Here is a 23,438-nt window from a genome sequence, read left to right on the forward strand (position 1 = left end):
CGCGGTCACGTATTCTGACCTGCGGAGCGACACGCACGCAGGCTGGAAGGGGAACACCCCATGACGCGCTGGCAGTTCTGGGTCGACCGCGGCGGCACGTTCACCGACATCGTGGCCCGGCGGCCCGACGGCACCCTGGTGTCGCACAAGGTGCTGTCGGAGAATCCCGCCCGCTACCGCGACGCGGCGGTCGCCGGGATCCGCGAGCTGCTCGGCGTGCCGGCGGGCGAACCGGTGCCGGCGGAGCAGGTCGAGGCCGTGCGCATGGGCACCACCGTGGCCACGAACGCGCTGCTCGAACGCAAGGGTGAGCGCACACTTCTGGTGGTGACCAAGGGTTTCCGCGACGCGCTGCGGATCGCCTACCAGAACCGGCCGCGCATCTTCGACCGGCACATCGTGCTGCCCGACATGCTGTACGACCGGGTGGTCGAGGCCGACGAGCGGCTCACCGCCGAAGGAAAGCTGTTGCGGCCGCTGGATCTCGAGCAGGCCGCCGCGGATCTGCGGGCCGCGTACGACGACGGCATCCGGGCCGTCGCGATCGTCCTCATGCACAGCCATCTCCATCCCGCGCACGAGCAACGGCTGGGCGAACTGGCCGAAGGGATCGGCTTCACCCAGATCTCGCTGTCGAGTGAGGTCAGCCCGCTGATGAAGCTCGTGCCGCGCGGCGACACGACGGTCGTCGACGCCTACCTCTCGCCGGTGCTGCGCCGGTACGTGGACCAGGTGGCCGGCGAGCTGTCCGGGGTGCGGCTGATGTTCATGCAGTCCAACGGAGGTCTCGCCGAGGCGCGTCATTTCCGGGGCAAGGACGCGATCCTGTCCGGACCGGCCGGCGGGATCGTCGGTATGGTGCGAATGTCCGCGCTCGCCGGATTCGACCATGTCATCGGGTTCGACATGGGCGGCACCTCCACCGACGTCTCGCACTACGCCGGCGAGTACGAGCGCGTGTTCATGGCGCAGGTCGCGGGTGTGCGGCTGCGCGCGCCGATGCTGGACATCCACACCGTCGCCGCGGGCGGCGGTTCGATCCTGCACTTCGACGGCAGCCGCTACCGGGTGGGCCCCGACTCGGCCGGTGCCAGCCCCGGCCCGGCGTCCTACCGGGGCGGCGGCCCGCTGACGGTGACCGACGCGAACGTGATGCTGGGCCGGATCCAGCCCGCGCACTTCCCCGCCGTGTTCGGGCCCGGCGGCGACGAGCCGCTGGACGCGGACGTCGTGCGGCGGAAGTTCACCGAGCTGGCCGGGGAAATCCGCGAGCAGACCGGCGACGAGCGCAGTCCCGAGCAGGTCGCCGAAGGGTTCCTGCGGATCGCGGTGGCGAACATGGCGAACGCGGTCAAGAAGATCTCCGTCCAAAAGGGACACGACGTGACCCGGTACGTGCTCACCACGTTCGGTGGTGCCGGTGGTCAGCACGCGTGTGCGGTGGCGGACTCCCTCGGCATTCCCACGGTGCTCGTGCCGCCGATGGCGGGTGTGCTGTCCGCGCTCGGGATCGGCCTCGCCGACACCACCGCGATCCGGCAGCAGTCGGTCATCGCGCGGCTGGAGCCGGGCTCGCTCGCCGCGCTGGACGAGGTCGCGGACCGGCTGACCGAGCAGACGCGCACCGAACTGCTCGACGAAGGTGTCGCGGCGGACCGGATCCGGGTGGCGCGCCGGGCGCAGCTGCGCTACGACGGCACCGACACCGTGGTCCCGGTGGCGCTCGGCGGGTTCGACGAGATGGTCCGGGATTTCGAGACGTCGTACCAGAAGACGTACTCGTTCCTGATGGACCGGCCGCTGATCGTGGAGGCGATCGCGGTCGAGGCCACCGGCCTGACCGACCAGCCCGATCTGTCGTCGCTCGGTGAGCACGACGGCGAGCGCGGCCCGGTGCACACCGTCCGGCTCTACACCGGCGACCGGTGGCAGGAAGCCCCGCTGTACCAACGAGAACTGCTCCGTCCGGATGAGACGGTGACCGGCCCCGCGGTGATCGCCGAGGCCAACTCCACCACGATGATCGACGACGGCTGGCAGGGTGCGCTCGACCTCAACGGGCACCTCGTCCTGAAACGCGTGGTGGCACAGGCGGAATCGCGCGCGACCACCGAAGCCGACCCGGTGCTGCTCGAGATCTTCAACAACCTCTTCATGTCGATCGCCGAGCAGATGGGCAGCCGGCTGGAGGCGACGTCGCAGTCGGTGAACATCCGCGAGCGACTGGACTTCTCGTGCGCGCTGTTCGATCCGGACGGTAACCTGGTCGCGAACGCGCCGCACATGCCGGTGCACCTCGGCTCGATGGGCGCCGGGGTCAAGGAAGTCGTGCGCCGGCGCGCCGGGCGGATGAAGCGGGGTGACGTCTACGCGGTCAACGACCCCTACCACGGCGGCACGCACCTGCCCGACGTCACGGTGATCACCCCGGTGTTTTCCAGCGACAGCGAGGAAATCCTCTTCTACGTGGCGTCGCGGGGCCACCACGCGGAGATCGGCGGGATCACACCCGGGTCGATGCCGGCCGCGAGCGGTCATCTCGACGAGGAAGGGGTGCTGTTCGACAACTGGCTGCTCGCCGAGGGCGGCCGGTTCCTCGAAGCCGAGACGCGGGAGTTGTTGCTGGGCGCGCGTTATCCCTCGCGCAACCCGGACATGAACCTGGCGGACCTGCGTGCCCAGGTTTCGGCGAACGCCAAGGGGGTCGACGAGGTCGGCCGGATGATCGGCCTTTTCGGACTCGACGTCGTGCAGGCCTACATGCGGCATGTGCAGGACAACGCGGAAGCCGCCGTCCGGCGCGTCATCGACACGCTCGACGACGGCGAGTACCGGTACGAAATGGACTCCGGCGCGGTGATCGCGGTGAAGATCACCGTGGACCGCGAGAACCGTGCCGCCACGGTCGATTTCAGCGGCACCTCGCCGCAGCTCACCACCAACTTCAACGCCCCGTCGTCGGTCGCGGTGGCCGCGGTGCTGTACGTGTTCCGCACTCTGGTCGCCGACGAGATCCCGCTCAACGACGGCTGCCTGCGGCCGCTGAAGATCGTGATCCCGCCGGGTTCGATGCTCTCACCGGAGTATCCCGCCGCCGTGGTCGCCGGAAACGTCGAGACCTCGCAGGCGATCACGGGCACGCTGTTCGCCGCCCTCGGCGTCCAGGCCGAGGGTGCGGGCACGATGAACAACCTGACGTTCGGCAACGAGCGGCACCAGTACTACGAGACGCTCGGTTCCGGGTCCGGTGCGGGCAGCGGGTTCGCCGGCGCGTCAGTGGTCCAGACCCATATGACGAACTCGCGGCTGACCGATCCCGAGGTCCTCGAATGGCGTTTCCCGGTGCTACTCAAGGAGTTCTCGGTGCGGCACGGCAGCGGCGGGCAGGGCCGGTGGCACGGCGGCGACGGTGGTGTACGGCGCCTGGAGTTCCTGGAACCGATGACAGCGAGCACCCTGTCCGGGCACCGGCGCATCCCGCCGTACGGGCTCGCCGGCGGGCAGCCGGGTGCCTTGGGGCACAACAGAGTGCACCGCGCGGACGGCACGGTCACGGAACTGGGCGGCTCCGATTCCGTCGACCTGCGACCGGGTGACGTGCTGGAGATCGAGACCCCGGGCGGCGGGGGGTACGGCGCTCCGGCGTGACCAGGCGCCGCACCAGCTGATCGACGGAGTCCCAGACGCGGCGGTCGGTCCAGTACCCGGAGTGCCCGCCCGCGGCGGGCTCCGGGTCGCCGTAGATGTACCAGGGGCTCCGCGGGTCGCACAGGCGGAGGTCGCCGACCGCGTCGCCGGAGACCGTGACGCGGTTGCCGATCGGATCCGTGGGATAGGAGAAGTTCCGCCAGTCGGCGACCCGGGATTCGCCGGTACGGCTGGAAAAGACGTGCGCGAGCACATCCGGGTTGATCCAGCCGGGAAAAGCCCAGCCGTAGAGCCAGGTGACCGGACTGCCGAACGTCACGAGCGCGATCTTTCCTTTGACCGCACGGCATCCGGCCGACAGTAAGGCCACAGTGGACAGTACCGCACCCTGGCTGTGCCCGACGAGCACCACGGGCGCGCCGTGATCGTTGAGCCGCCAGATCCGGCGCTGGAGGTCGGGCACGGCGCGTTCGGCGTAGCAGGGCGGCGCGAGTGGATGGTAGGAACGCGGCCAGAACGTGCCGACGTCCCACAGCACCCCGATCAGCCTGCGCCGCGCCGGGTCCTGCCATCCCTGGCGCAGCAACCACATGAAGGCCAGCAGCGTCGCGTCCCAGGCGAACACCGCGACCTTGCCCAGCGCCCCGTTCGGGCTGAACCAGGCGTCCGGGATCGCCGGCTGGAACACCACCGCCCACGCGATACCGGCCAGCTGGAACCCCACGATCAGCCACAGCAGCATCGGGACGGCGGAGCGGGCGTCGGCGAGGCGGTAGAGCCAGGTGAGCTTGCCCTGCCAGGCCCGCTCGCCGTCGGACCGGACGTACCACTCCTGGTCCGGACCATGCCGGTCCTGGGGCTGTTCTTCGCTGTACCGCTGGAAATCCTGCTTGATGTCACGCGGATCGCGCATGGTGAACAGCGCCCGCACACCTTGCCACACGACCCCGCACAGCAGCGCCGCGAACAGCGCGATCGTCAGCAGCGGCCCGGCCCAGCCGACCGCCAGCGGTACATTGAGGACAGTCGCATCAGGATTCCGCTCGGCGTGCAGCCCGCCGAGCCAGTGTCCGAACGTGAACACCACGCCGAGCAGCAACGAGTTCAACAGCCCGATCGCGAGCAGCATGACCAGGACCGGGCCGGGCCCACCGCGTTGCCGGGCCGGCAGTCCGATCAGGACCATCAGCAGCACGCAGCCACCGAGCGCGAGGTAGGTGGCGGTGACGATCGTGTCCAGGCCGGGCAACGACCCGGGCGCCTGGCTCACTTCCGTTTGCAGGCAAGCGAAAACCGTGGCACAGACCACCGCGGCGGGGGCGATCGCGCGGGTGGCCACCCGGATCGCCACGTGGTCCAGCGGTGTTTTCATGGCGCCGATCCACCGGTCCCCCGCGACCACGAGAGTCGAGACCGCGAGCGCGAGCCCGCCGACGATCAAGGCGAGCCAGTACCAGACCAATCCGTGTGGTCCGGGCACCGCCGAGGCCCGGGCCGTGATCGCGAAGACGACGGCGAGAAACCCGGTCGCGGCGCCGATATGCGCCCACGTCATCCGGCGCACCGCGAGCGAGGAGTTCCAGAACGCGCGATCGGTCAGCCCGGTGTCCGTGGCCGACTTCCGCGGTTTGCCGGGCCGGTCCGCCATCGACCCGCGCCACGGCGGTTCCACCGACTCGTAGCGCCCCTGGGTGAGCACGGCGAGCAGGACCAGCACGAGGATCGCGAGTGCGACCGTCGCATAGCCGATCACCAGTGGTTTCTCGCCATTCCCCGCGACCCAGGTCCACGACAGCGGCCACAGCCACCACTGGCCGTGCACCAGCCCGGCTCGCGGCGCCTGGTAGGTGATCAGGTTCGGGCCGAGCATGATCGCGACGAGCACGGTGTTCACCGTCAGCGCGAGGCAGGCCAGGTTCGTCACGACCCGGTGGCAGGCGAACCGCGCGCCGGACGGGGTGCCGCGGTACATCCAGCCCGCGAGGTTCCCCAGCAGGTACGGCAGGAGCACCAACCACAGCACGCGGGTGCCGGACCGGGACGTGATCCCGCCCCACGCGTAACCCTCGACATGCCTTCTCGGGCCGCCGTTTGCGGGCGCCAGATCCGCGGTGCGGTAGAAGCCCGCCACCCGGTCGCCGCCGACTTGCTCGGGCGACAGGTCGCGCAGCAGGTCCTCGGGCCTGGTCCCGCCGACGCCGTGCACGCGCAGTTCGGTGACACCGGCGTCCAGTGCCGGCGCCGGCCCCCTCATGCCGCCGGGGCGCGGCCCGGTGCTGACGCCGAACTTGGGAACGGCCACGCGGATCACCTCGATTCGTCCGGCCGTATTTCACCGCAGGCCGGTCCGAGGCGCTACGACACGCCCGAATGTTTCTCAGTCCGTTGCCGAGTGGTCAGGTCTGCCGGCCATCGCGCCAGGGGTGCGAATCCGCCTAGAGTCGGTTCATGTATTCGACGGAGGTTTCGGCGCATGTGAACGCGCCGCGCGAGGTGGTCTACCGGGCGCTGCTGGACGCCGAGGCGGTCGCGAAATGGCGCGCGCCGGACGGGATGACGGGTCAGGTGCACGAATTCGACGCCCGGGAAGGCGGCCGTTTCCGGGTCTCGCTCACCTATGACGCCCCGGACCGTTCGGGCAAGTCGTCGTCGCACACCGACACCTACCACGGTCATTTCGCCAGGCTCGTGCCCGGCGAGCAGGTGGTCGAGGTGCTCGAGTTCGAGACCACGGACCCGGCCCTGCAAGGGACCATGACGATGACGACGACCCTGACCGACGCGGCCGGTGGCACCGGTATCCACGTCGTTCACGACGGGCTGCCCGACGTGATTCCCGCCGCCGACAACGAAACCGGCACCCGGATATCGCTGCGGAACCTGGCGGCACTCGTCGAAGACCGTAAGATCAGCGGGTGATCGCCGAGGACGACGGCATTCGAAGACCGCGGCTCACCCGCGACAGGTACCTCCTCGGGTTCCTGTGTTCTCTCGCCCTCCTCGGGCTCGTCACCGCGGCGGTGTTCGACGGGCCGGCGCCCGATGTGGACACGGTGATCGGCGGCCTGGTGATCCTGAGCGTCGCGTCGATACCCTCCGTGTTCACCGCGGCTCGCACGGTGCATTGGGGCCTGCGCGTGCGCAGGCGGCGCAACGTCATCGCCGCCGCGACGGCCGCGGGGAAGCTCCCACCGGCGCCCGACAGTTGGGTCCCGCCCGGCGCCGGCGATCCCGAACCGGTCGCGCGGCTTCGCGTGCTCGCCTGGCGTGCCTCGGGGATCGTGGTGCTGTGGCTCACCGTGCTCGCAGTGGGCATCGTCGGCCTCGACCAGTTGTCGCGAAGCGCCCAGCACCTGCTCGATATCGGGACCCGGGTCACCGGCACCGTGCTCGACGTTTCCCGGCCCGCCAAGGGGTACTGGACCATCGACGTCCGCTATCCCGGCGGTGCCGGCCCGCGAACCGCCGTGATCTACCTCGATGTGAACCGGGAAATCGAGCCGGGGCAGGAGATCACCGTCGTCTACGACCCGGCCGATCCGGCCCGTGTCCGCACCCTCGACGACGAGAACAGTAATCAGTTCCTGGTGAGCGCCTTCGTGATCCCGTTGCTCGTGGCGCTGGTCGTGCTTCCGTTCGCGGTGGCCGCCGCCGCGGGCTGGTTCTTCCGGCGCCGCTCGGTGCGCCGCACCGGCTGGCACCGGGCAGACGTGGTGGTCACGCGCGTGTACCGCGGCAGCGACAAGATCACCGCGACGTATCCCGACGGCAGTGAGGTAGAGCTGCGCTCGGCCATCAGCACGCACAGCGCGTCGCGCCGGGCGGGGATCCGGCCACAGCGCGCCTGGATCGGCGGGGAGGCGAAGACGATGGTCATGCTTTTCCCCGGCGACGAGACGCGGAAGCCTTACGCCGCCCCGGTTTCGGCGAAAAAGCCGCGGGTGGCCTAAGACTGCGCCTTGGCAGGTTCCTCCTTCGACGGCACGTCTTCATCCCGGATCACGGTCACGGCGTCGGCGTGCAGGGCGGCGATGGTCGACAGCGCTTCCCGTGCCTGGTCGGCCAGCCACCCGTCGTCCTCGGGCTCCTCGCTCACGCCCAGGTCACCACGTCCACGACATCGCCCGCGCGGACCCAGTCCGGCTCCTCGTCCGGCGCCTGGCCCTCCGCGCGCACCGGGATCCACGTATTGTTCGTGTACTCGTCGAAAACGGGCTCACCGGACACGACACCTCGCCGGCACAGCCGCGTGCCGTTCTGCCGTCTGCCGGGCAGATAGGTGACCCGGTACCCGACGGCGAACGACTCCGCCGTATTCACGGTCATGTCTGCCTCTCTCGTGGTCGGATGCTCCGGTGGTGTCAGTTCGCAGCTCCGGCCCGATGACGCGATTCGTTCGCGCGATCAACGCAAACCCCCCACCGGGGTTACTCCACTTGAGCCCTAAGATCGATTGCGGGGCCCGAAGAGAGGACGTCGAGCGTGAACGAGCGAGAAGAGAAGCTGATCCCGCCCGAAGGCATCGACCTCGAACACCCGACCGCGGCCCGCGTCTACGACTGGCTCCTCGGCGGCAAGGCCAACTGGGCGATCGACCGCGAGTTCGGCGCCCGGATCGTCGCCAAGTTCCCGCTGCTGCGCGACATCTCTCTGGCCAACCGGCTGTTCCTGCACCGCGCGGTGCGCCACCTGATCGGCCTCGGCGTGCGCCAGTTCATCGACATCGGCGCCGGCATCCCCACCATGGGCAACACCCACCAGGTCGCCGACGAGCTCGACCAGGAGACCAGGGTCGTCTACATCGACAACGAACCGGTCGCCGTCGCGCACTCGAAGCTGCTGCTGGAGAACGAGGGTGACCCGGCCCGGCACACCGCCATCCACGCCGACCTGCGCGAACCGGACCAGCTGTGGGACGAGGTGCTGCGCGCCGACGTGATCGACTTCGACCAGCCGGTCGCGCTCCTGCTCGTCGCCGTGCTGCACTTCCAGCAGCTGCGCCGGGGCACCGACATCGGCCCGCTGTCGGTCGCGCGGCTGCGGGACCTGCTGCCCAGCGGCTCGTACCTCGTCATCTCGCACACCACCTACGAAGGCGTGCCGCCCACCCAGCACCAGAACCTGGTCGACCTCGACAAGCTCTACCAGTCCTCGGCGAATCCGGTGCACTGGCGCCCGCAGCAGGAGATCCGCGACCTGTTCGGCGACTTCGAGCTGATGGAGCCGGGCCTGACCTGGACCACGCTGTGGCACCCCGAGGACTCGAGTCCCCAGTCGCCGGACATCCGGTTCGACAAGCCGGAGGAGTCGGTCATTCTCAGTGGAGTGGGCCGCAAACCCTGACGGGGCCGCGTATGTTGAGCGGAGTGGAGGCACTCCGGACAGAACGGGACATTCTCGACTGGGCGGCCGCCGACTTCGGGGGCATCGTGACCGAGCGGCCGCGGGCCGTGCTGCGGCCCGAGTCCGCCGACGACATCAGCGCGGTCCTGGGCTTCGCGGCGGAACGGAACATCCCGGTGGCCGCGCGCGGACGCGGGCACTCCGGGTTCGGCCAGGCCCAGGCACGCGACGGGATCGTCATCGACATGACCGGCCTCGGCCGGGTGCTGCGCGTCGAGGACGACCGGGTCGTCGCCGAGGCCGGCGCGACCTGGGGTGAGGTCCTGCGCGCCACGCTCGCGCACGACCGCACGCCGCCGGTCCTGACCGACTACCTCGGCGTTTCCGTCGGCGGCACGCTGTCCGCGGGCGGGATCAGCGGCACGACCCACCGCTACGGGGTCCAGACCGACACCGTGCTGTCCCTCGACGTGCTCACCGGCGACGGGGTCGAGCGCACCTGTTCACGCACCGAGTCGCCCGAACTGTTCCACGCCGTGCGCGCCGGCTACGGCCGTTGCGGGGTCATCGTCCGCGCGACCCTGCCGCTGATCCCGGCACCTGTCCGCGTCCGCCGGTTCAAGATCTACTACCCGACGGCGGCGGAGCTGCTCACCCGCGAGCGGCAGTTGTTGCACGAAGGCCGTTTCGATTTCCTGCAGGGCGAGATCCTGCCCGTCGGCGGCGGCTGGACGTACATGCTCGACGTGGCCGCCTACGACTCACCGGCGGACGACGCGACCCTGCTCGACGGCCTCGGCTACGAACCGGCCCGCGACGCGACCGAAGACCTCGCGTACTGGGACTTCGCCAATCGCCTTGCGGATGCCGAGAAACTCCTTACCCAGACCGGAGAATGGTTCGCCCCGCACGCGTGGTCGAACCTGCTCCTGCCCGACAACGCCACCGACCCGTACCTCGCCGACCTGATGGCCGGCCTCACCCAGGAAGACCTCGGCGCGGCGGGGCTGGTGCTCACCTACCCGGTCTTCCGCCGCAACCTGACCACTCCCCTGTTCCGCGTGCCCGACGAAGACGTCGTGTTCCTGGTCGCCGTCATCCGGTTCGGGCCCGAGCCCGCGGTGGACCGGCAGCTGGCCGCCAACCGCGACTGGTACGAAAAAGCAGTCGCGGCCGGCGGCACCGCCTACCCCTCCGGGGCGATTCCCGGCATCGACTGGACACGCCAGCTCGATCCCGCGGCCGCGGCCCGATACGACCCGCACGGGATCTTCCGGCGCTGAAGCTACCGCCGTTTCGCGAATCCTGGAAACGACGCGAGCCCGACGACGCCGTGCGTCGAAAAGCGTCTTGTAGATCGCGTTGCGGTTGCCCCCGAGAACAGCTGTCGTTGCCGGGGCGTCAGCGTCTCGCTCGGCGCCGGTGGCATGGAGCGACCGCACCCACTCGTCATCCACCGGCACGAGAACAGCGCTACCGCCGTTTCGCCACCGCGCCGGTGAACACCGGTACCAACCCCGGGTCGTTGAACGCGGTGATGCGGGCGATCCGGTCGCCGGTCAGGGTCAGCACCTGGATGCCGTAGCCCTCGTACCGGTCGTCACCGGCGTTCTTGTACGCGACCAGGGCGGGCTGGCCGTTGGCGCGGGCCGGCTCGAACCGCCACAGCCGCGGCCGGAGCACTCGCGCCGCGAGGAACCCGATGACCGCCGGGCGGCCCGTGAACCAGGTCGGCGTCGGCGGCATCTCCATCTCGGCGTCGGCGCGCAGCAGGGCCACCAGCGCATCGGGGTCAGCACGGGTGAACGCGTCGACGTAGCGGTCCAGCAGCGCCCGCACCGCCGCCTCGTCCGGCTCGGCCAGTTCGTCCGCGACCGGGCCGGCCTCGGCCAGCCGCGACCGAGCCCGCCGCAGGGCGCTGTCGACGGCGACCGCCGTGGTGCCCAGGATCTCGGCGACCTCCGCGGTCCGGAACGCCAGCACGTCGCGCAGGGTCAGCACGGCACGCTGCCGGGCGGGCAGCAGCTGGAGTGCCGCGATGAACGCCAGCCGCACCCCCGCCCGCCGCTGGGCGGTCGCGGCCGGATCGCCGAGCAGCGTGTCCGGCGCGGGCTGCAGCCACGCCACCGACGGCTCCTGGGCCGCCATCTCCACCCGGTGATCATCCGACGGCGCGCCCAGACCCGACGGGAGCGGCCGCCGGGTGCGGGTGTCCAGCGCCGTCAGGCAGGCCATCGTGGCGATCTTGTACAGCCAGCGCCGCACGGTGGACCGGCCTTCGAACCGGTCGAACGCTCGCCACGCGCGCAGATAGGTCTCCTGCACGAGATCCTCGGCGTCCTGCACCGAGCCCAGCATCCGGTAGCAGTGCGCGAGCAGCTCCCGCCGGTACGGCTCGGTGAGCGCGGCGAACTCGGCGTCTCCCATCAGTCCACTGTAGACGTGAGCGGCCGCGATCCGGTCCCGCCGAGCTGATATTCCGCGGCGCTTCCGGCGTCCCCGGCCAGCTCCAGCACCGCCTTGGCGACCTGGTCCGGGGTGAGGATCGGCTGCAGGCCCTCGGTGAACGTGTCCGGGTCGACGCCCTGAGCCGCGGCGTACCCGGCGACGCCGGCCGCGCCGACGCCGGCCGCGGGGGTCAGCTGCGGCAACAGCGTGAGGAACCGGATGCCCAGCCCGGCCCGTTCCGACTCGGCGGCGGCGTACCGGCCGATGTAGCGGGCCGCGGCCTTCGCACTGGCGTACCCGCCGCTGAGCGGGGACCCGGCGAGGACGGCGCCGCTGGACATCACGACCACGACGCTGCCGGGGTCGAGCGGCGCGCGCAGGGCCTCGCGCGTCCAGCTGAAGACGTGCCGGGTGTCGGTGTGCCAATTGTGGCTGAAGGTCTCCCAGGTCTGCTCGTGCACCGGCGCCATGTGCGGGACCGCGCCCGCGTTGAGCACCAGCAGCGTGGGCCGGTGCTCACGGATCACTTGCCCCGCAAGGGTTTCGTCGGCGGCATCGGCGGCGATGGGGACGAACCCGTCGCCCAGTTCGGCGTGTGCGGCACGCAGATCCCCTTCGCCACGGGCGATCCCGACGACGTGGGTGCCGGCGGCGACGAGCGCGGCCGCGATCGCGCGCCCGAAGCCACGGCTGGCCCCGGTGACGACGGCGGTCTGGAACGGAACGGACATGCGGAACTCCTTAGGTGGTTCGGTCCCTGTCAAGACCAGCGACCGCCCGGAAATCCGTCGGCCCGGGCCGATCCGAGCCCGATCGCCTGATCGAAACGTGTTCGGTACGCGCCGTTTCCTCCCGGTTCAGCGGGTGAAGGGGGTGATCTGTTATCGACAGAGGGTGATCAGCGAATCCGACCTGGCCACGCGCCGGATGCGGGTCTACCGCCTCCACCAGGCGCCGGACCTGCGCGATCTCGTCGCACCCAAGATCCTCGACGGGGACGTGCTGATCCGCGAGGTCCACGTCGACACCGCGCCGGCGCTGCTGGTTTCGGGGATTTCGGAGCCGACCCCCGTCGACTGGGCCGGGGCGGTCCGCTCCCTGACCGGCGTCGATCTGGGGTTCACCACGACGACCGCCTCCGCGGCGCTGTTCGTGGACGTGGACGGCACGTCGTACGCGCTGACCTTCGGGCACGGCTGGCGCTACCTGCGCGACAGCGCGATCGACCGCGAGTTCGGCCTCGACCTCGCCGTGCGCATGCTCGACCCCGACGAGATCCGCCGGATCACCCGGTGGGCGCTGTCGGCCAAGGCGCGGGTCGACCACAACCTCGTGCCCGGCGGCCAGGGGCTGTGGGCGTTCGGCCTGCGCGAGCACGCCGAACTGGTCCGCAACCTCGCCGGGCCGGTGCACCGCGACGTCCGGGCCGAGCTGACGCACGTGCGGCGCCGGGGCGCCTACCGCAATTTCCGGCTCAGCCTCGACTGCGGTGACGGCGTGCAGATCCCGCTCGGCATCGAGGGCGGCTCACTGCTGTCGGACCTGCGCGAGCTGACCCGCGTCACCACCGAAGGCAGCATCCACGCCCGGCTCGAACCGCTGCGGTGGGTGCGCCGGCTCGGCCCCGGCCACGAGCTCACCGAGCAGCTCGACGCGACCGCCGCGGACCTGCTCGCCGACCCCGGCACGGAAACCGGCGAGATCGGCATCTCCTACCCGGCGCGGTACTACGACGGCCCGACCGTGCAGCGCTACCGCGGCAGCGTCGGCGACACCCAGATCGACACCGACGAGCTCACCGTCGAAGACCTGCGGTCCGGCCTTGCCGACTCCGACCGGCGGCTCGCCACGCTGCGGACCAGTTCCATCGAGGGGCTCGACGAGGAAGGCCACAGCGGCGGCGGCGTTTCCGCGCTGCACTGGCTCGCGGCGGAGGTCGTCGAGCCGGACAGCCGGTTCGTGCTCATCGACGGCGACTGGTACCAGCTGGGCGAGCGCTACGTCGCGCACGTCGAGCGGGTCGTGTCCGACGCGTTCGCGAACCGGCCCGACTGGACGCTCCCGCCGTGGGAGGACGCGCCCCGCAACGAGCAGGGCCGGGTCGTCGAAGCCGCGTACAACGTCTACGTCGCCGAGCAGGACGACCGTTTCCTGTGCCTGGACCGGTCCCTGCTCAAGACCCGCGTGCACCCGCGCGGGTTCGAGGCCTGTGACCTGCTCGGGCCGGACAACGTGCTGGTGCACGTGAAGAAGGTCAGCGGCGGCACCGGTTCCTCCGTGCTGAGCCACCTTTTCGCGCAGGGGCTGGTGTCCGCGGAAAGCCTGACCGACCGCGAAACCTGGGACCGGTTCGTGCGGCTGGTCGCCGAGCGTGACCCGGCGCGGGCGGCGACGCTCGGGCACCGCCCGGCCGGTCTCGTGTACGCGATCCACCGGATGGACAAGGCCTTGCACCCGGGCACGCTGTTCACCTTCGCCCGCTCGGCCCTGGTCTCGGCCGCGGTCGCGCTGAACACGTACGGGATTCCGTTGCGGATCGCGGTGATCCCCTAGCGGGCGCTCAGTAGTCGGAGATCAGCTCGGACGGGTTCAGTGTCACGGGGAAGGGCAGCGGGATGGTGATCGTCTGGTCGTGCGCCGCCTTGGCGACGGTTTCGTAGATACCGTCACGCAGTCCGAGGCAGAGCACATCGGGGACGTAGGGGTCGACGAGCCAGTAGTTCTCGCAGCCCGCGGCCGCCAGGCGCGCGCGCTTCAGTTCTGTATCGATAAGACGGCTGGACGGCGAAATGACCTCCACCGACAGCACGGGCACACCGACGAGGGCTCGCTCGGTGTAGTCGGCGCGGCGACCCACGACGACATCGGGAATGAGCACGGTGTCGTCGGCGAGTACGACGTCCACCGGCGCCGGGAGTGCTTCGCAATCCTTGGGGCAGTTCCTGGTAACCGCCGCGAGCACCCGGGCCACGACACGTTGATGGAGGGGACGGGGTGAGGGGCTCATCAGGAGCACCCCGTCCACGAGCTCGTAGCGGTGACTGTCATCGGCGATCGACTCCAGATCCCTACGCGTGAATGGCTCGCGGTGTCCGAACACCGGTACAGTCGCCATGGTCTCCCCAAAGTCGCGCAGATACTAACCCTCGCCCGGGACAGCTTAGACTCCTGATGATGACCAACTGCGGCGGCCATGCCCGAAATGGAACCCGAAAAGAGCAGCAAGTCGGGAACAGGCAGCCGGCAGCGGCCACCAAGCGTCACCGACGGTTGTCTATGTGTCACACCCGTTGGGAATTGGCCCCTTCACTGCGCCGAACGTGTGCTGATCGAAAGTTCAGGAAATCGTCGACACAAGTTTCCCGTTCGCAATGTTCCGCAGTTCTTATCGCAATCTTCGCCGCGATTAAGCGCGATTCTCGCGTCAAGTGTTCAGTTGTCCGATGGTAGGCGATGGCGGGAAGTAAGGGCAACCTGAGAATTGATTCTGGGCAGGTCCAGTCCACAATGGCTCCGTTCGCCGCAGCAGGGGTTCGCCGCCGGGAAAGCGCTTGCACGACTGGCGTTCAACAAGGGTTCAACCCCGCCGCCGGGCCGTTTTTCCCAGCCGGATCAGGTAGACCAGGCCCGACGCCGCGAACATGCCGAGTACCAGCCACAGCCACCGGCCGAGATAGGGCCCTTGGGTCAGCCCGGTCGCGGCGAGATGGGTGGCCTCGCCCTGACCGATGATGCCGGGCAGGAACAGCAGGAAGGTCAGCCCGGTACCCAGCACCGGAATCCGGATGTGATTGACGGCGCGCACCTTCGGATGCCACGTGATCTTCCGGAGTCCCCGGTCGATCAGTGCGTAGAGCGGGAAGAGCACAAGATCGTGCGCGATGGCCGCGCCGACGAACCAGATCAATATTGTGAGGAGTGTCGGATCACCCAGCAGGAATGATCCCGCGTACGCGGCGAGCGCCAGGCACGGCAGCAACACCAGCAGGTGGGCGGGGTTGGCACCGATCAGCCGCTTCATCACGCGCTCCGGAATTCGATGCCGCGGACCCATTTCGTGCAGTGCACACCCGGCAGCGCCGGCACGATCACGCGCGCCGGGAAACCGTGATCAAGACTCAGATCCGCGCCGTTGACCTTCAGCGCGAGCAGCGCGTCGGGATCGGAAACCTGCCCGGAGTTGAGCGTCGCCTGCGCGAACGGGCCCTGTTCGATCGACGACACGAAAGCCGATCCGGGACTGCGCACGCCCGCGAGCGCGGCCAGGTCGCGCAGCCGCACCCCGGTCCAGGTCTGCACGGTCGACCAGCCCTCCACGCAGGCGATCGGAAGATCCGCGGTGTGCTGCGGCAGCGCGAGCAGCTCGTCCCGGCTGAACTCGCGCCGGGTGCCGCCGGTGAGCGTCAGCCGCCATCCCGCGCCGGCCGCCCCGTCCGTGATCCCGGCCGCGACGGCGGTTTTGTTGATGGGGTAACGGTTCGCGCCCTCCCCCGGCTCCCGGCCGCGCGGCAGCAGGAACGCCAGCTCGCGCAGCGGGCCGCCGATCGTCTGCCCGGCGGTGAGCACGGCGACCAGCAGCGCCCCGCCGCCGACCACCCCGAGCAGCCCGCGCCGGCTCAGCGTCGGCGGCGCCGGATCCGTTGGTACGAGACCGTTTTCGTCGGGCGGCTCGGGTTCCGTCCGGTCGAGCGGCGTCGCCAGTTCCGTGCGCAGCGAACGGGACCGCAGCGCGCGCACCATGGTCGGCAGCTTCAGCGAAACGTGCGTCACGAACGACGCGATGAACACCCAGGCGCCGAGGTAGTGCCCGGTGTAGAAACTGAACCCGAACACGTAGTCGTACTGGATGTTCAGGATGCCGGTGGCGATTTCGAACAGGATGCTGCCGACCAGGAGCAGCAGCGAGATCCGTTCCAGCACGTGCACCAGGGAACGGGCCGGTGGCCAGGAGAACAGTTTCGGGATGACCGACCACAGTTTCGCCAGTACCACGGGCACCAGGACGAGCCCGAGCCCGACGTGCAGGCCCTGGGTGAGGCGGAACAGCCAGGACGGCCGGGTTGGCCAGTCGAAGATCGGCAGGTGCAGCCAGCCGACGTCGCCGGGAATGCCCTGGCCGGGGCCGTACGCGACGTAGTCCAGCAGTCCGGTGAGGACCACCAGCGGGAGGCAGGCCAGCAGCACCGCACCGAACACCGACGTGAGCCAGGGACCGCGCAGCGGGCTGCGGAACCGGAGGTACCGGAGCGCGCGCGGTCCGGTCGGCGACGTTCTCACGCGGGGAATGCTAGGTGCGACCGGTGCGCCCAGAGCGGAATCGCGGCCGCCGGTCAGGAATCCGTAAGACTTGCCTCCACAAAGGACTCAAGCCTGGGCGCTTGCGCTAGCCGAATAGAATGCTAGCATCATAGCGTGGGTGATGACGAGGTCAAGCAGTTCAACGTCTACCTGCCGATCGGGCTGATCAAGCAGGTCAAGCACCATGCCATCGAGGAGGGCCTTTCCCTCTCGGCGCTGGTCGCGGACGCGCTGCGGGCCTACCTCGGCGATGCCCACGAGCAGCGACCGATCAGAAGGGAGAGCTGACATGGGTACCCAGGGCATCGACGCCGTGGTCGTGGAGACGCACAACTGGGGCAAGGCCGCGAAATTCTGGCAGAGCCTCGGTTTCAAGCTCGAGTTCGAGACCGACCACAACTCCGGCAAGCTCACCTGCGGCGACGGACCTTATGTCTTCGTCGTCGAGGTCCCGGAGAGTCAAACACCGCGGATGCAGTGCGTGCTGAAGGTGTCCGATGAGGACAGTGTCGACGACAGCCTCGACGTGGTCGCCCCGTTCGAGGAAACCCATTACGGCACAACGGAAATGACCGTGCGAGACACGGACGGCCGGCTGTGGACCCTGCAGCGCGCATGACGGCGGAGCCGGAGGGCACGGCGGTGCGGGTCGCACTGTGGCGGGCGATGCACGTCCAGGTCGACCCGCCACCCCACGTGTTCAGCGACGAGATCGGGCTGCGACTGGCCGTACCGGATGCCGGCTGGCGCGACCGGCCCGATATGGATCCCAGTGCCACCAAGGGTTTCCGGCTCGGGGTCGTGTCGAGGGCCCGGTTCATCGAAGACCTGGTCGCCGAGCAGGCCGCCCATGGGATCGCGCAGTACGTGCTGCTCGGCGCGGGCCTCGACACCTTCGCCCAGCGCAGGCCGGAGCTGGCCGCGCGCCTGCGGGTGTACGAGGTCGACCAACCTGGGCCGCAGGCCTGGAAGCGGCAGCGCCTCGAGGAGCTCGGCTACGGCGTCCCGGACTGGCTGCGGCTGGTCCCGTCGGACTTCGAGGTGCCCGGGGACTGGTGGAAACGGTTGTGCGCCGCGGGTTTCGACCCCGCTCGGCCCGCGTTCGTGGCCTCCACCGGCGTCAGCATGTACCTGACGAGGGACGCGACGGCGGCCACCCTGCGCCAGCTCGCGAAGCTCGCGCCCGGCTCGACGCTGGCCATGACCTTCCTGCTGCCGGCCGAACTGGTCGACGACGCCGACCGGCCGGGCTTGCGGGCGAGCGAGCAGGGCGCGCGGGCGTCCGGCACCCCGTTCGTCAGCTTCTACCACCCGCCGGACATGCTGGCCCTGGCGCGCCAAGCAGGCTTCGGCCAGGTCGAGTACATGCCGGGAACGGACCTGGCCGAACGCTATTTCGCCGGCCGCCCCGACGGCCTCCGACCGTCCACCGGAGAAGGGTTCCTGATCGCCGGCACCAGCGAAAGTGCCCGATAGGCTCGATGATCGGGCCCGAAAGGGTCCTGACCGCCCCCGGCCGCAACTGAAATCGCGGTCCCGGACGTCTCGTTATCTAATGACGACCGGCGTGGCTGAAGGGACGGCATGACGAATCCGCTGGTGGCACAGAAACACGACTCGACCTCGGCGATTTCGGGGATCACCGTGCTCGAGGGTGCCCAGCAGGTCAAACAGGGCATCGAAAGCGGTGACTGGGCCTCGATCGTGCTGGGGGCGGCGGGCACGGCGATGGACGCGCTGGCGTTCGTGGCCGACCCGTTCGGGTCGATTCTGGCCGCGGGCGTGGGCTGGCTGATGGAGCATGTCGGGCCGCTCAAGGAGGCGCTGGACAAGCTGGCCGGTGACCCGGACCAGATCACCGCGCATTCGGAGACCTGGAAGAACATCGCCACCGAACTCGGCGGTGTCGCCACCGACCTGGGCAACCAGGTCAACGCCGACATCCAGTCGTGGACCGGCCCCGGCGCGGACGCCTACCGCCAGCAGGCCGGTGAGGTCGCCAAGATGCTGCAGGCCGCGGGCGAAGCCTGCGACGGCGCGTCGAGCGGCGTCAAGACCGCCGGCGAGGTCGTGGCGGCGGTGCGGATGCTGGTGCGCGACATCATCTCCCAGGTCGTCGGGCACATGATCTCGTGGGCGCTGCAGGTGCTGTTCACCCTCGGGATCGGGCTCGCCTGGGTCGTCCCGCAGGTGGTGAACCTGGTCGCCAAGACCGCCAAGGACATCGCCGGCCTGATCTCGAACCTGACCAAGGCGCTCGGCCAGCTGGGCAAGTTGCTGAGCAAGGCCAGCGGCGTGTTCAAGGACGCGGCCAAGGGGCTCAAGGGTCTCAAACCCGGCCAGGCCGGTAAGGCCGCCAAGCCCGACACGCTCCCGGCGAGCGCCAAGGACGTCAACCCCGGGAACGGGACCACACCGTCGGGCGCCGGCAAGGATCTCGGGCTCGACGGCGGCAAGGTCGATCCCCCGCCCAAGGTGGGTGAGGGCGGCGGCACGCCCAAGGGCGACGCGGCGGACGGCGCGCCGCCCCCGCCGCCGAAGGGCCAGGACGCGCCCAAGGACGGGACGAACGCGTCGAGTGCCAAGGACGGCCCGGACCCGGCGAAGACCAAGGAACCCGAAGAGAAGTTCTGCGAGTTCGATCCGATCGACGTCGCGACCGGGGACGTCGTGATGACCGAAGTGGACCTGGCGGTGCCAGGTGAGCTGGGCGAGCTCGTCGTCCGCAACCACGTTTCGTCCTACCGGGACGGTCGCTGGTTCGGTCCATCATGGACGTCCCTTGTGGACGAACGACTGGAGTTCCGCGCCGGCACGGTGCGGTACTTCTCGGCCGACGCGATGGTGCTGTCCTTCCCGGTGCCCGCGGCGGGCTCGCAGGTCCCGCCCGCACACGGACCGCTGCGCTGGTTGCGCGAGGTCGGCGGCGGCTACCTGCTCGAAGACCCGGCGCGCGGACACGTCCGGGTGTTCACTCCGGCACCGGGCAACCGGGATGTCTTCCTGCTGACCGAAGTGCGCACCGAACTCGGCGAATCCATCGAGCTCGAACGCGACGATTCGGGAGCGCCCGAGACGTTGATCCACTCGCTCGGCGCACGGCTCGCCTTCGAGATCGCGGACGGGCGGGTGCGCGCGATCCGGGGACTGTCCGGCAACGGTGCGGTGCCGGTCGCCGGTTACGACTACGACGAGCACGGGCACCTCGCCACGCGCACCAACTCCTCGCCGAATCCCGCGCTGTACCAGCACGATCGGGACGGCCGCCTGCTCGGGTGGACCGGCCACACGGGATCCTGGTACCGCTACGTCTACGACACCGAAGGCCGCTGCGTGCGAACGGTCGGCGATGGCGGGTTCCTCGACGGCACACTGTCCTATACGGACGGTCGTACGATCACCGTGGACTCACTCGGCCACCGCAAGGTTTTCGACTTCGACGGCGGCAACGTCGTCGCCGAGACGGGCAAGCTCGGCGGCGTCACCCGCTCGGAATGGGGACCACACAACAAGTTGCTCGCGCGCACCGATCCGCTCGGCCGACGCACCGAGTTCGAGCACGACGATTCCGGGTCGCTCCGGGCCGTCGTGCGCCCGGACGGTAGCCGCGTGCTGCTGCACTGGACCGGTCCGGACCTGGAGATCGAGGTCACCGGTGAAGACGGGCAGGTGTGGCGGCGCGAATACGACGCCGCGAACGTGCCGGACCCGTACACCGAACAGTTGGGCGTCGACACGGACGAACAGGCCGAACCCGTTGGGGCGCCTGGTGAATCGGAGCGCGACCTGTTCGGCCGCCCGCGCGAGGTCACGGACGCTGACGGCGCCCGCACGGTCCTGTCCTGGACGGTCGAAGGCGGCCTCCGCGCGCTCACCGGGCCCGCCGGCGGGACGCGGCGCTGGACCTACGACAGCACGGGTGCGGAAATCTCGGCGACCGACGAGCTGGGCCGGATCACCGTGACCGAGCCCGGACCGTTCGGCACCCGCCGCACGGTCACCGATCCGGCCGGGGCGCGGACGGTTTACCGCTACGACACGGAATTGCGGCTCGTCGAGGTGGTGAACCCGCTCGGCCGGTCCTGGCGCTACAGCCACGACGCCGACGGTCACCTCGTGCGGGAAGAGGATTTCGACGGCCGGGTCGCGCGCTATGAATACGACGCCGCCGGGCAGCTCACGCGGTCGGTCAACGCCGCGGACGAGGTCGTCGACTACGGCTACGACCTGCTCGGCAACCTGGTCGAGCGGCGGACGGCCAGCGGGGTGGAGACCTTCCGGTACGACCCGGTCGGCAGGCTCGTGCAGGCGGTCGGACCGGACGCCGAGGTCGCGCTCACCCGCGACGAAGAAGGCAGGGTGGCCGCCCAGACCACGGCCGGCGCGCGCACCGAGTTCGGCTACCAGGAAGAAACCATCACCCGCCACACACCGTCCGGTGTGGACGTTCGGTGGGAGCCGGGCCGGATCCTGGTGTCGGGCCTGGAGATCTCCCTCACCCACGACGACGCCGGCCGGCTGACCTCCTTGTCGGCCGGTGGGAATCCCTTGGTGCGCCAGGAGTTCGACCGCGGCGGCCGGCTGGTCGCCCAGCACACGCCGGCCGGGGCGACCCGGTATCACCGGCGTCCCGACGGGAGCCTGGCCGCCCTCGAGAATCCCGCCGGTGGTTCGCGCTACGGGTTCGATCAGCTCGGCCGTGTCACGACGGTGCGCTCGCCGCACGGGACCGAGACCTACGGTTACGACCTGCTCGGCAATCTCGTCGGTTCGTCGCCGGGCACCGGCGCGGAATCCGGGCCGCGCCGGTACACCGGGACCGTGATCCAGTCCGCGGGTGGCGTCAGCTACGCGCACGACGCGCGGGGTCGCCTGGTCCGGCGCACCGTGGCCGACCGTACCTGGAGCTTCTCCTGGGATGCGCTGGACCAGCTGGCCGGGGTGCGGACACCGGACGGCGCGACCTGGCGCTACCGCTACGACCCGCTCGGCCGGCGGGTCGCGAAGCAGCGGCTGGACGCCGCGGGCGTGGTCGCCGAACAGGTCGCGTTCGTGTGGGACGGCACGCTGCTGGTGGAAGCGGTGCACACGGTGGCCGGCGCGTTCACCGGCGCGCTGACCTGGATCCACCACGATGACCGCCCGCTGGTGCAGGTCGCCACCGGGCCCGACGGCGCGCGGACGTTCACCGCGCTCGTGACGGACGAGATCGGCACTCCGATCGAACTGGTGTCGCTGCAGACCGGGGCCGTGCGTCCGGTTTCGACCAGTTTGTGGGGTCTTACCCGCCCTGGCGACGACGGCGGCACGCCGCTGCGGTTCCCGGGCCAGTACGTCGATCCCGAGACCGGGTTGCATTTCAACGTGTTCCGGTACTACGACCCGGGCAACGCGCGGTACATCAGCCCGGACCCGCTCGGTCTGGAGCCGGCGCCGAACCCGGTCGCCTACGTCGGCGATCCGCTGCGGATGCGTGACCCGGTCGGTCTCACCGGGTTCTCGCCCGGCGACTACGCGCCCGACCGCCCGTTGCGGTCGAGGCGCACCGGCCAGCCGTGCACGGCTGGCGCGCAGGCGTCGCCGTCGCCGAGCCCGCCGGGTTCGCAGAACAAGCGCAAGGCGGCCGACACGGGATCGGGCCCGGCCAGGAACAAGCAGAAGACGAACGACTACAGCAGCCACCAGCAGGCGATCGACAACCCGTCGGGTCCCGTCAACGCCAAGACCGGCCGGCACCAGTCGCAGGGCGGCGGCACGACGTCCGGTGGGCCGCATGTCCTGGACGGCAGCAAGAACTACGGCAGCGTCGGGAGCAAACCTCAGCCAGGGCACAACACCGACGTCATCGAGATGAACAAGGCCGCGCGGGAAGGAAAGCTGAGCCCCGGGTTGCAGAAGCAGATCGAGGACCTGCAGGGCAAGGACGCGAAGGGCGACGCGTTCATCCGGGGTCACCTGCGCAACGACAACATCGGCGGGCCGGGGCTGTCGCACAACCTGACGCCGCTGAGCAGTACGGCGAACAAGAACATGAGCGGGTCGTTCGAAGAGCAGCTGAAGAAGACGGACAACTGGCTCAACACCAGCCGCGGCAACCTCCCGGCCCATGACCAGCTGGCCAGGCAGTGGGGGGACGCCGACGCGAAGACCATCCGCGACGATCTCGGCAAACTACACGCCGAGTACAAAGTGGACGTCAGCAAGGAGACCAAGTTCGACCATCCCGTCAACGACTTCGAAAAGTCCATTCGCGACCATCTGACCCTGGACGCGAAGTGGAAGTACGGGGACGACACGACCACGGACCTGAGCGACGTGACGAAGGCGTACCTCTACCGCAACGGCAAGCTCGGCGAGATGCCGATCTTCCCGCCGGCGGGCACCAAGATGGACACGATCACCGGCGAGATGAAGATGCCCAACGGCGAGATCTACGACATGGCCGCGGCGAAGAAAGCCCGCCGGGACGAATACAAAGCCATCTACGACAACCTGATGCAGGACTAACCCAGCAACCACCCAACGCGGCAGCGGCGGGGCAAGGGACGAAGCCCCAACTCACCGACGAAACGTGCCCAGCCGAGGGGGCAAGGGGCGGAGCCCCAAACGGGGGTCCAGGGGGCGGAGCCCTCCTGGCGGGGGTCTGGGGGTTCGACCCCCAGGGCAAGGACCGCCCCGCGCCCCGGCGAAACGAGCCGCAG

18 protein-coding genes are annotated in these 23,438 nt (G+C 69.8%); 10 read left to right on the forward strand and 8 right to left on the reverse strand.

Features of this window, described 5'->3' with window-relative positions; all coding sequences use genetic code 11:
• The first annotated feature begins 60 nt into the window (after positions 1-60).
• A complete protein-coding gene (locus LOZ83_RS38935; RefSeq protein WP_236796944.1) occupies positions 61-3,648 on the forward strand; it encodes a hydantoinase B/oxoprolinase family protein in 3,588 nt (1,195 codons plus the stop codon).
• On the opposite strand, the gene LOZ83_RS38940 is transcribed toward LOZ83_RS38935, so the two are convergent.
• On the reverse strand, positions 3,551-5,950 hold the full coding sequence (locus LOZ83_RS38940) for a hypothetical protein (RefSeq protein WP_236796945.1): 2,400 nt from the start codon (positions 5,948-5,950) through the stop codon (positions 3,551-3,553). The two genes, LOZ83_RS38935 and LOZ83_RS38940, sit on opposite strands and share 98 nt — an antisense overlap.
• A 146-nt stretch (positions 5,951-6,096) precedes the next feature.
• Here LOZ83_RS38940 and LOZ83_RS38945 point away from each other — a divergent pair, with 146 nt between their 5' ends.
• Together LOZ83_RS38945 and LOZ83_RS38950 are read left to right on the forward strand one after the other, a co-directional pair.
• Positions 6,097-6,567, forward strand: a complete 471-nt coding sequence (locus LOZ83_RS38945) for an SRPBCC domain-containing protein (protein ID WP_236796946.1) — start codon at positions 6,097-6,099, stop codon at positions 6,565-6,567.
• Positions 6,564-7,598, forward strand: a complete 1,035-nt coding sequence (locus tag LOZ83_RS38950; protein ID WP_236796947.1) for a DUF3592 domain-containing protein — start codon at positions 6,564-6,566, stop codon at positions 7,596-7,598. Before LOZ83_RS38945 ends, LOZ83_RS38950 begins: the two co-directional genes overlap by 4 nt.
• Here the strand turns inward: LOZ83_RS38950 and LOZ83_RS38955 are convergent.
• Positions 7,595-7,744, reverse strand: coding sequence for a hypothetical protein (locus tag LOZ83_RS38955; RefSeq protein WP_236796948.1), 150 nt, complete (start codon positions 7,742-7,744; stop codon positions 7,595-7,597). The two genes, LOZ83_RS38950 and LOZ83_RS38955, sit on opposite strands and share 4 nt — an antisense overlap.
• Entirely contained in the window at positions 7,741-7,974 is a 234-nt protein-coding gene (locus tag LOZ83_RS38960; RefSeq protein ID WP_236796949.1) for a hypothetical protein, read from the reverse strand. Before LOZ83_RS38960 ends, LOZ83_RS38955 begins: the two co-directional genes overlap by 4 nt.
• Positions 7,975-8,130: 156 nt before the next feature.
• On the opposite strand from LOZ83_RS38960, the gene LOZ83_RS38965 reads away from it, so the two are divergent.
• The gene (locus tag LOZ83_RS38965) at positions 8,131-8,991 is read left to right on the forward strand and encodes an SAM-dependent methyltransferase (protein WP_236796950.1); all 861 of its coding nucleotides are present in this window, start codon (positions 8,131-8,133) and stop codon (positions 8,989-8,991) included.
• 23 nt (positions 8,992-9,014) lie between these two features.
• Positions 9,015-10,274 (forward strand): FAD-binding protein, encoded by a 1,260-nt coding sequence (locus LOZ83_RS38970; protein WP_236796951.1) that lies wholly within the window; start codon positions 9,015-9,017, stop codon positions 10,272-10,274.
• A 190-nt stretch (positions 10,275-10,464) separates the two neighbouring features.
• Here the strand turns inward: LOZ83_RS38970 and LOZ83_RS38975 are convergent, their stop codons facing one another.
• Both LOZ83_RS38975 and LOZ83_RS38980 read right to left on the reverse strand, forming a co-directional pair.
• Positions 10,465-11,418 carry a sigma-70 family RNA polymerase sigma factor gene (locus LOZ83_RS38975; RefSeq protein WP_236796952.1) on the reverse strand — a complete coding sequence of 318 codons (954 nt, stop codon included), beginning with the start codon at positions 11,416-11,418 and terminating at the stop codon, positions 10,465-10,467.
• Positions 11,418-12,170 (reverse strand): SDR family oxidoreductase, encoded by a 753-nt coding sequence (locus tag LOZ83_RS38980; protein ID WP_236796953.1) that lies wholly within the window; start codon positions 12,168-12,170, stop codon positions 11,418-11,420. The genes LOZ83_RS38975 and LOZ83_RS38980 overlap by 1 nt, the downstream gene beginning before the upstream one ends.
• Positions 12,171-12,333: 163 nt before the next feature.
• Between LOZ83_RS38980 and LOZ83_RS38985 the strand changes: the two genes are divergently transcribed.
• On the forward strand, positions 12,334-13,992 hold the full coding sequence (locus tag LOZ83_RS38985; RefSeq protein ID WP_236796954.1) for a DUF6119 family protein: 1,659 nt from the start codon (positions 12,334-12,336) through the stop codon (positions 13,990-13,992).
• 7 nt (positions 13,993-13,999) lie between these two features.
• On the opposite strand, the gene LOZ83_RS38990 is transcribed toward LOZ83_RS38985, so the two are convergent.
• From LOZ83_RS38990 to LOZ83_RS39000, 3 genes are all read right to left on the reverse strand, one after another.
• A complete protein-coding gene (locus tag LOZ83_RS38990; protein WP_236796955.1) occupies positions 14,000-14,554 on the reverse strand; it encodes a Uma2 family endonuclease in 555 nt (184 codons plus the stop codon).
• 462 nt (positions 14,555-15,016) lie between these two features.
• Entirely contained in the window at positions 15,017-15,460 is a 444-nt protein-coding gene (locus LOZ83_RS38995; RefSeq protein WP_236796956.1) for a hypothetical protein, read from the reverse strand.
• Positions 15,460-16,716 (reverse strand): molybdopterin-dependent oxidoreductase, encoded by a 1,257-nt coding sequence (locus tag LOZ83_RS39000; RefSeq protein ID WP_236796957.1) that lies wholly within the window; start codon positions 16,714-16,716, stop codon positions 15,460-15,462. Before LOZ83_RS39000 ends, LOZ83_RS38995 begins: the two co-directional genes overlap by 1 nt.
• 135 nt (positions 16,717-16,851) lie before the next feature.
• Here LOZ83_RS39000 and LOZ83_RS39005 point away from each other — a divergent pair, with 135 nt between their 5' ends.
• The 4 genes from LOZ83_RS39005 (at position 16,852) to LOZ83_RS39020 (ending at position 23,244) form a co-directional block, all read left to right on the forward strand.
• Entirely contained in the window at positions 16,852-17,025 is a 174-nt protein-coding gene (locus LOZ83_RS39005; protein ID WP_236796958.1) for a CopG family transcriptional regulator, read from the forward strand.
• Between the two features lies 1 nt (position 17,026).
• On the forward strand, positions 17,027-17,356 hold the full coding sequence (locus tag LOZ83_RS39010) for a VOC family protein (protein WP_236796959.1): 330 nt from the start codon (positions 17,027-17,029) through the stop codon (positions 17,354-17,356).
• Entirely contained in the window at positions 17,353-18,213 is an 861-nt protein-coding gene (locus LOZ83_RS39015) for a class I SAM-dependent methyltransferase (protein WP_236796960.1), read from the forward strand. The genes LOZ83_RS39010 and LOZ83_RS39015 overlap by 4 nt, the downstream gene beginning before the upstream one ends.
• 108 nt (positions 18,214-18,321) lie before the next feature.
• Positions 18,322-23,244, forward strand: a complete 4,923-nt coding sequence (locus tag LOZ83_RS39020) for an RHS repeat-associated core domain-containing protein (protein ID WP_236796961.1) — start codon at positions 18,322-18,324, stop codon at positions 23,242-23,244.
• Positions 23,245-23,438: the final 194 nt, after the last annotated feature.

It is taken from the genome of Amycolatopsis sp. GM8 (genome assembly GCF_021653975.1).
GTDB lineage: Bacteria > Actinomycetota > Actinomycetes > Mycobacteriales > Pseudonocardiaceae > Amycolatopsis_E.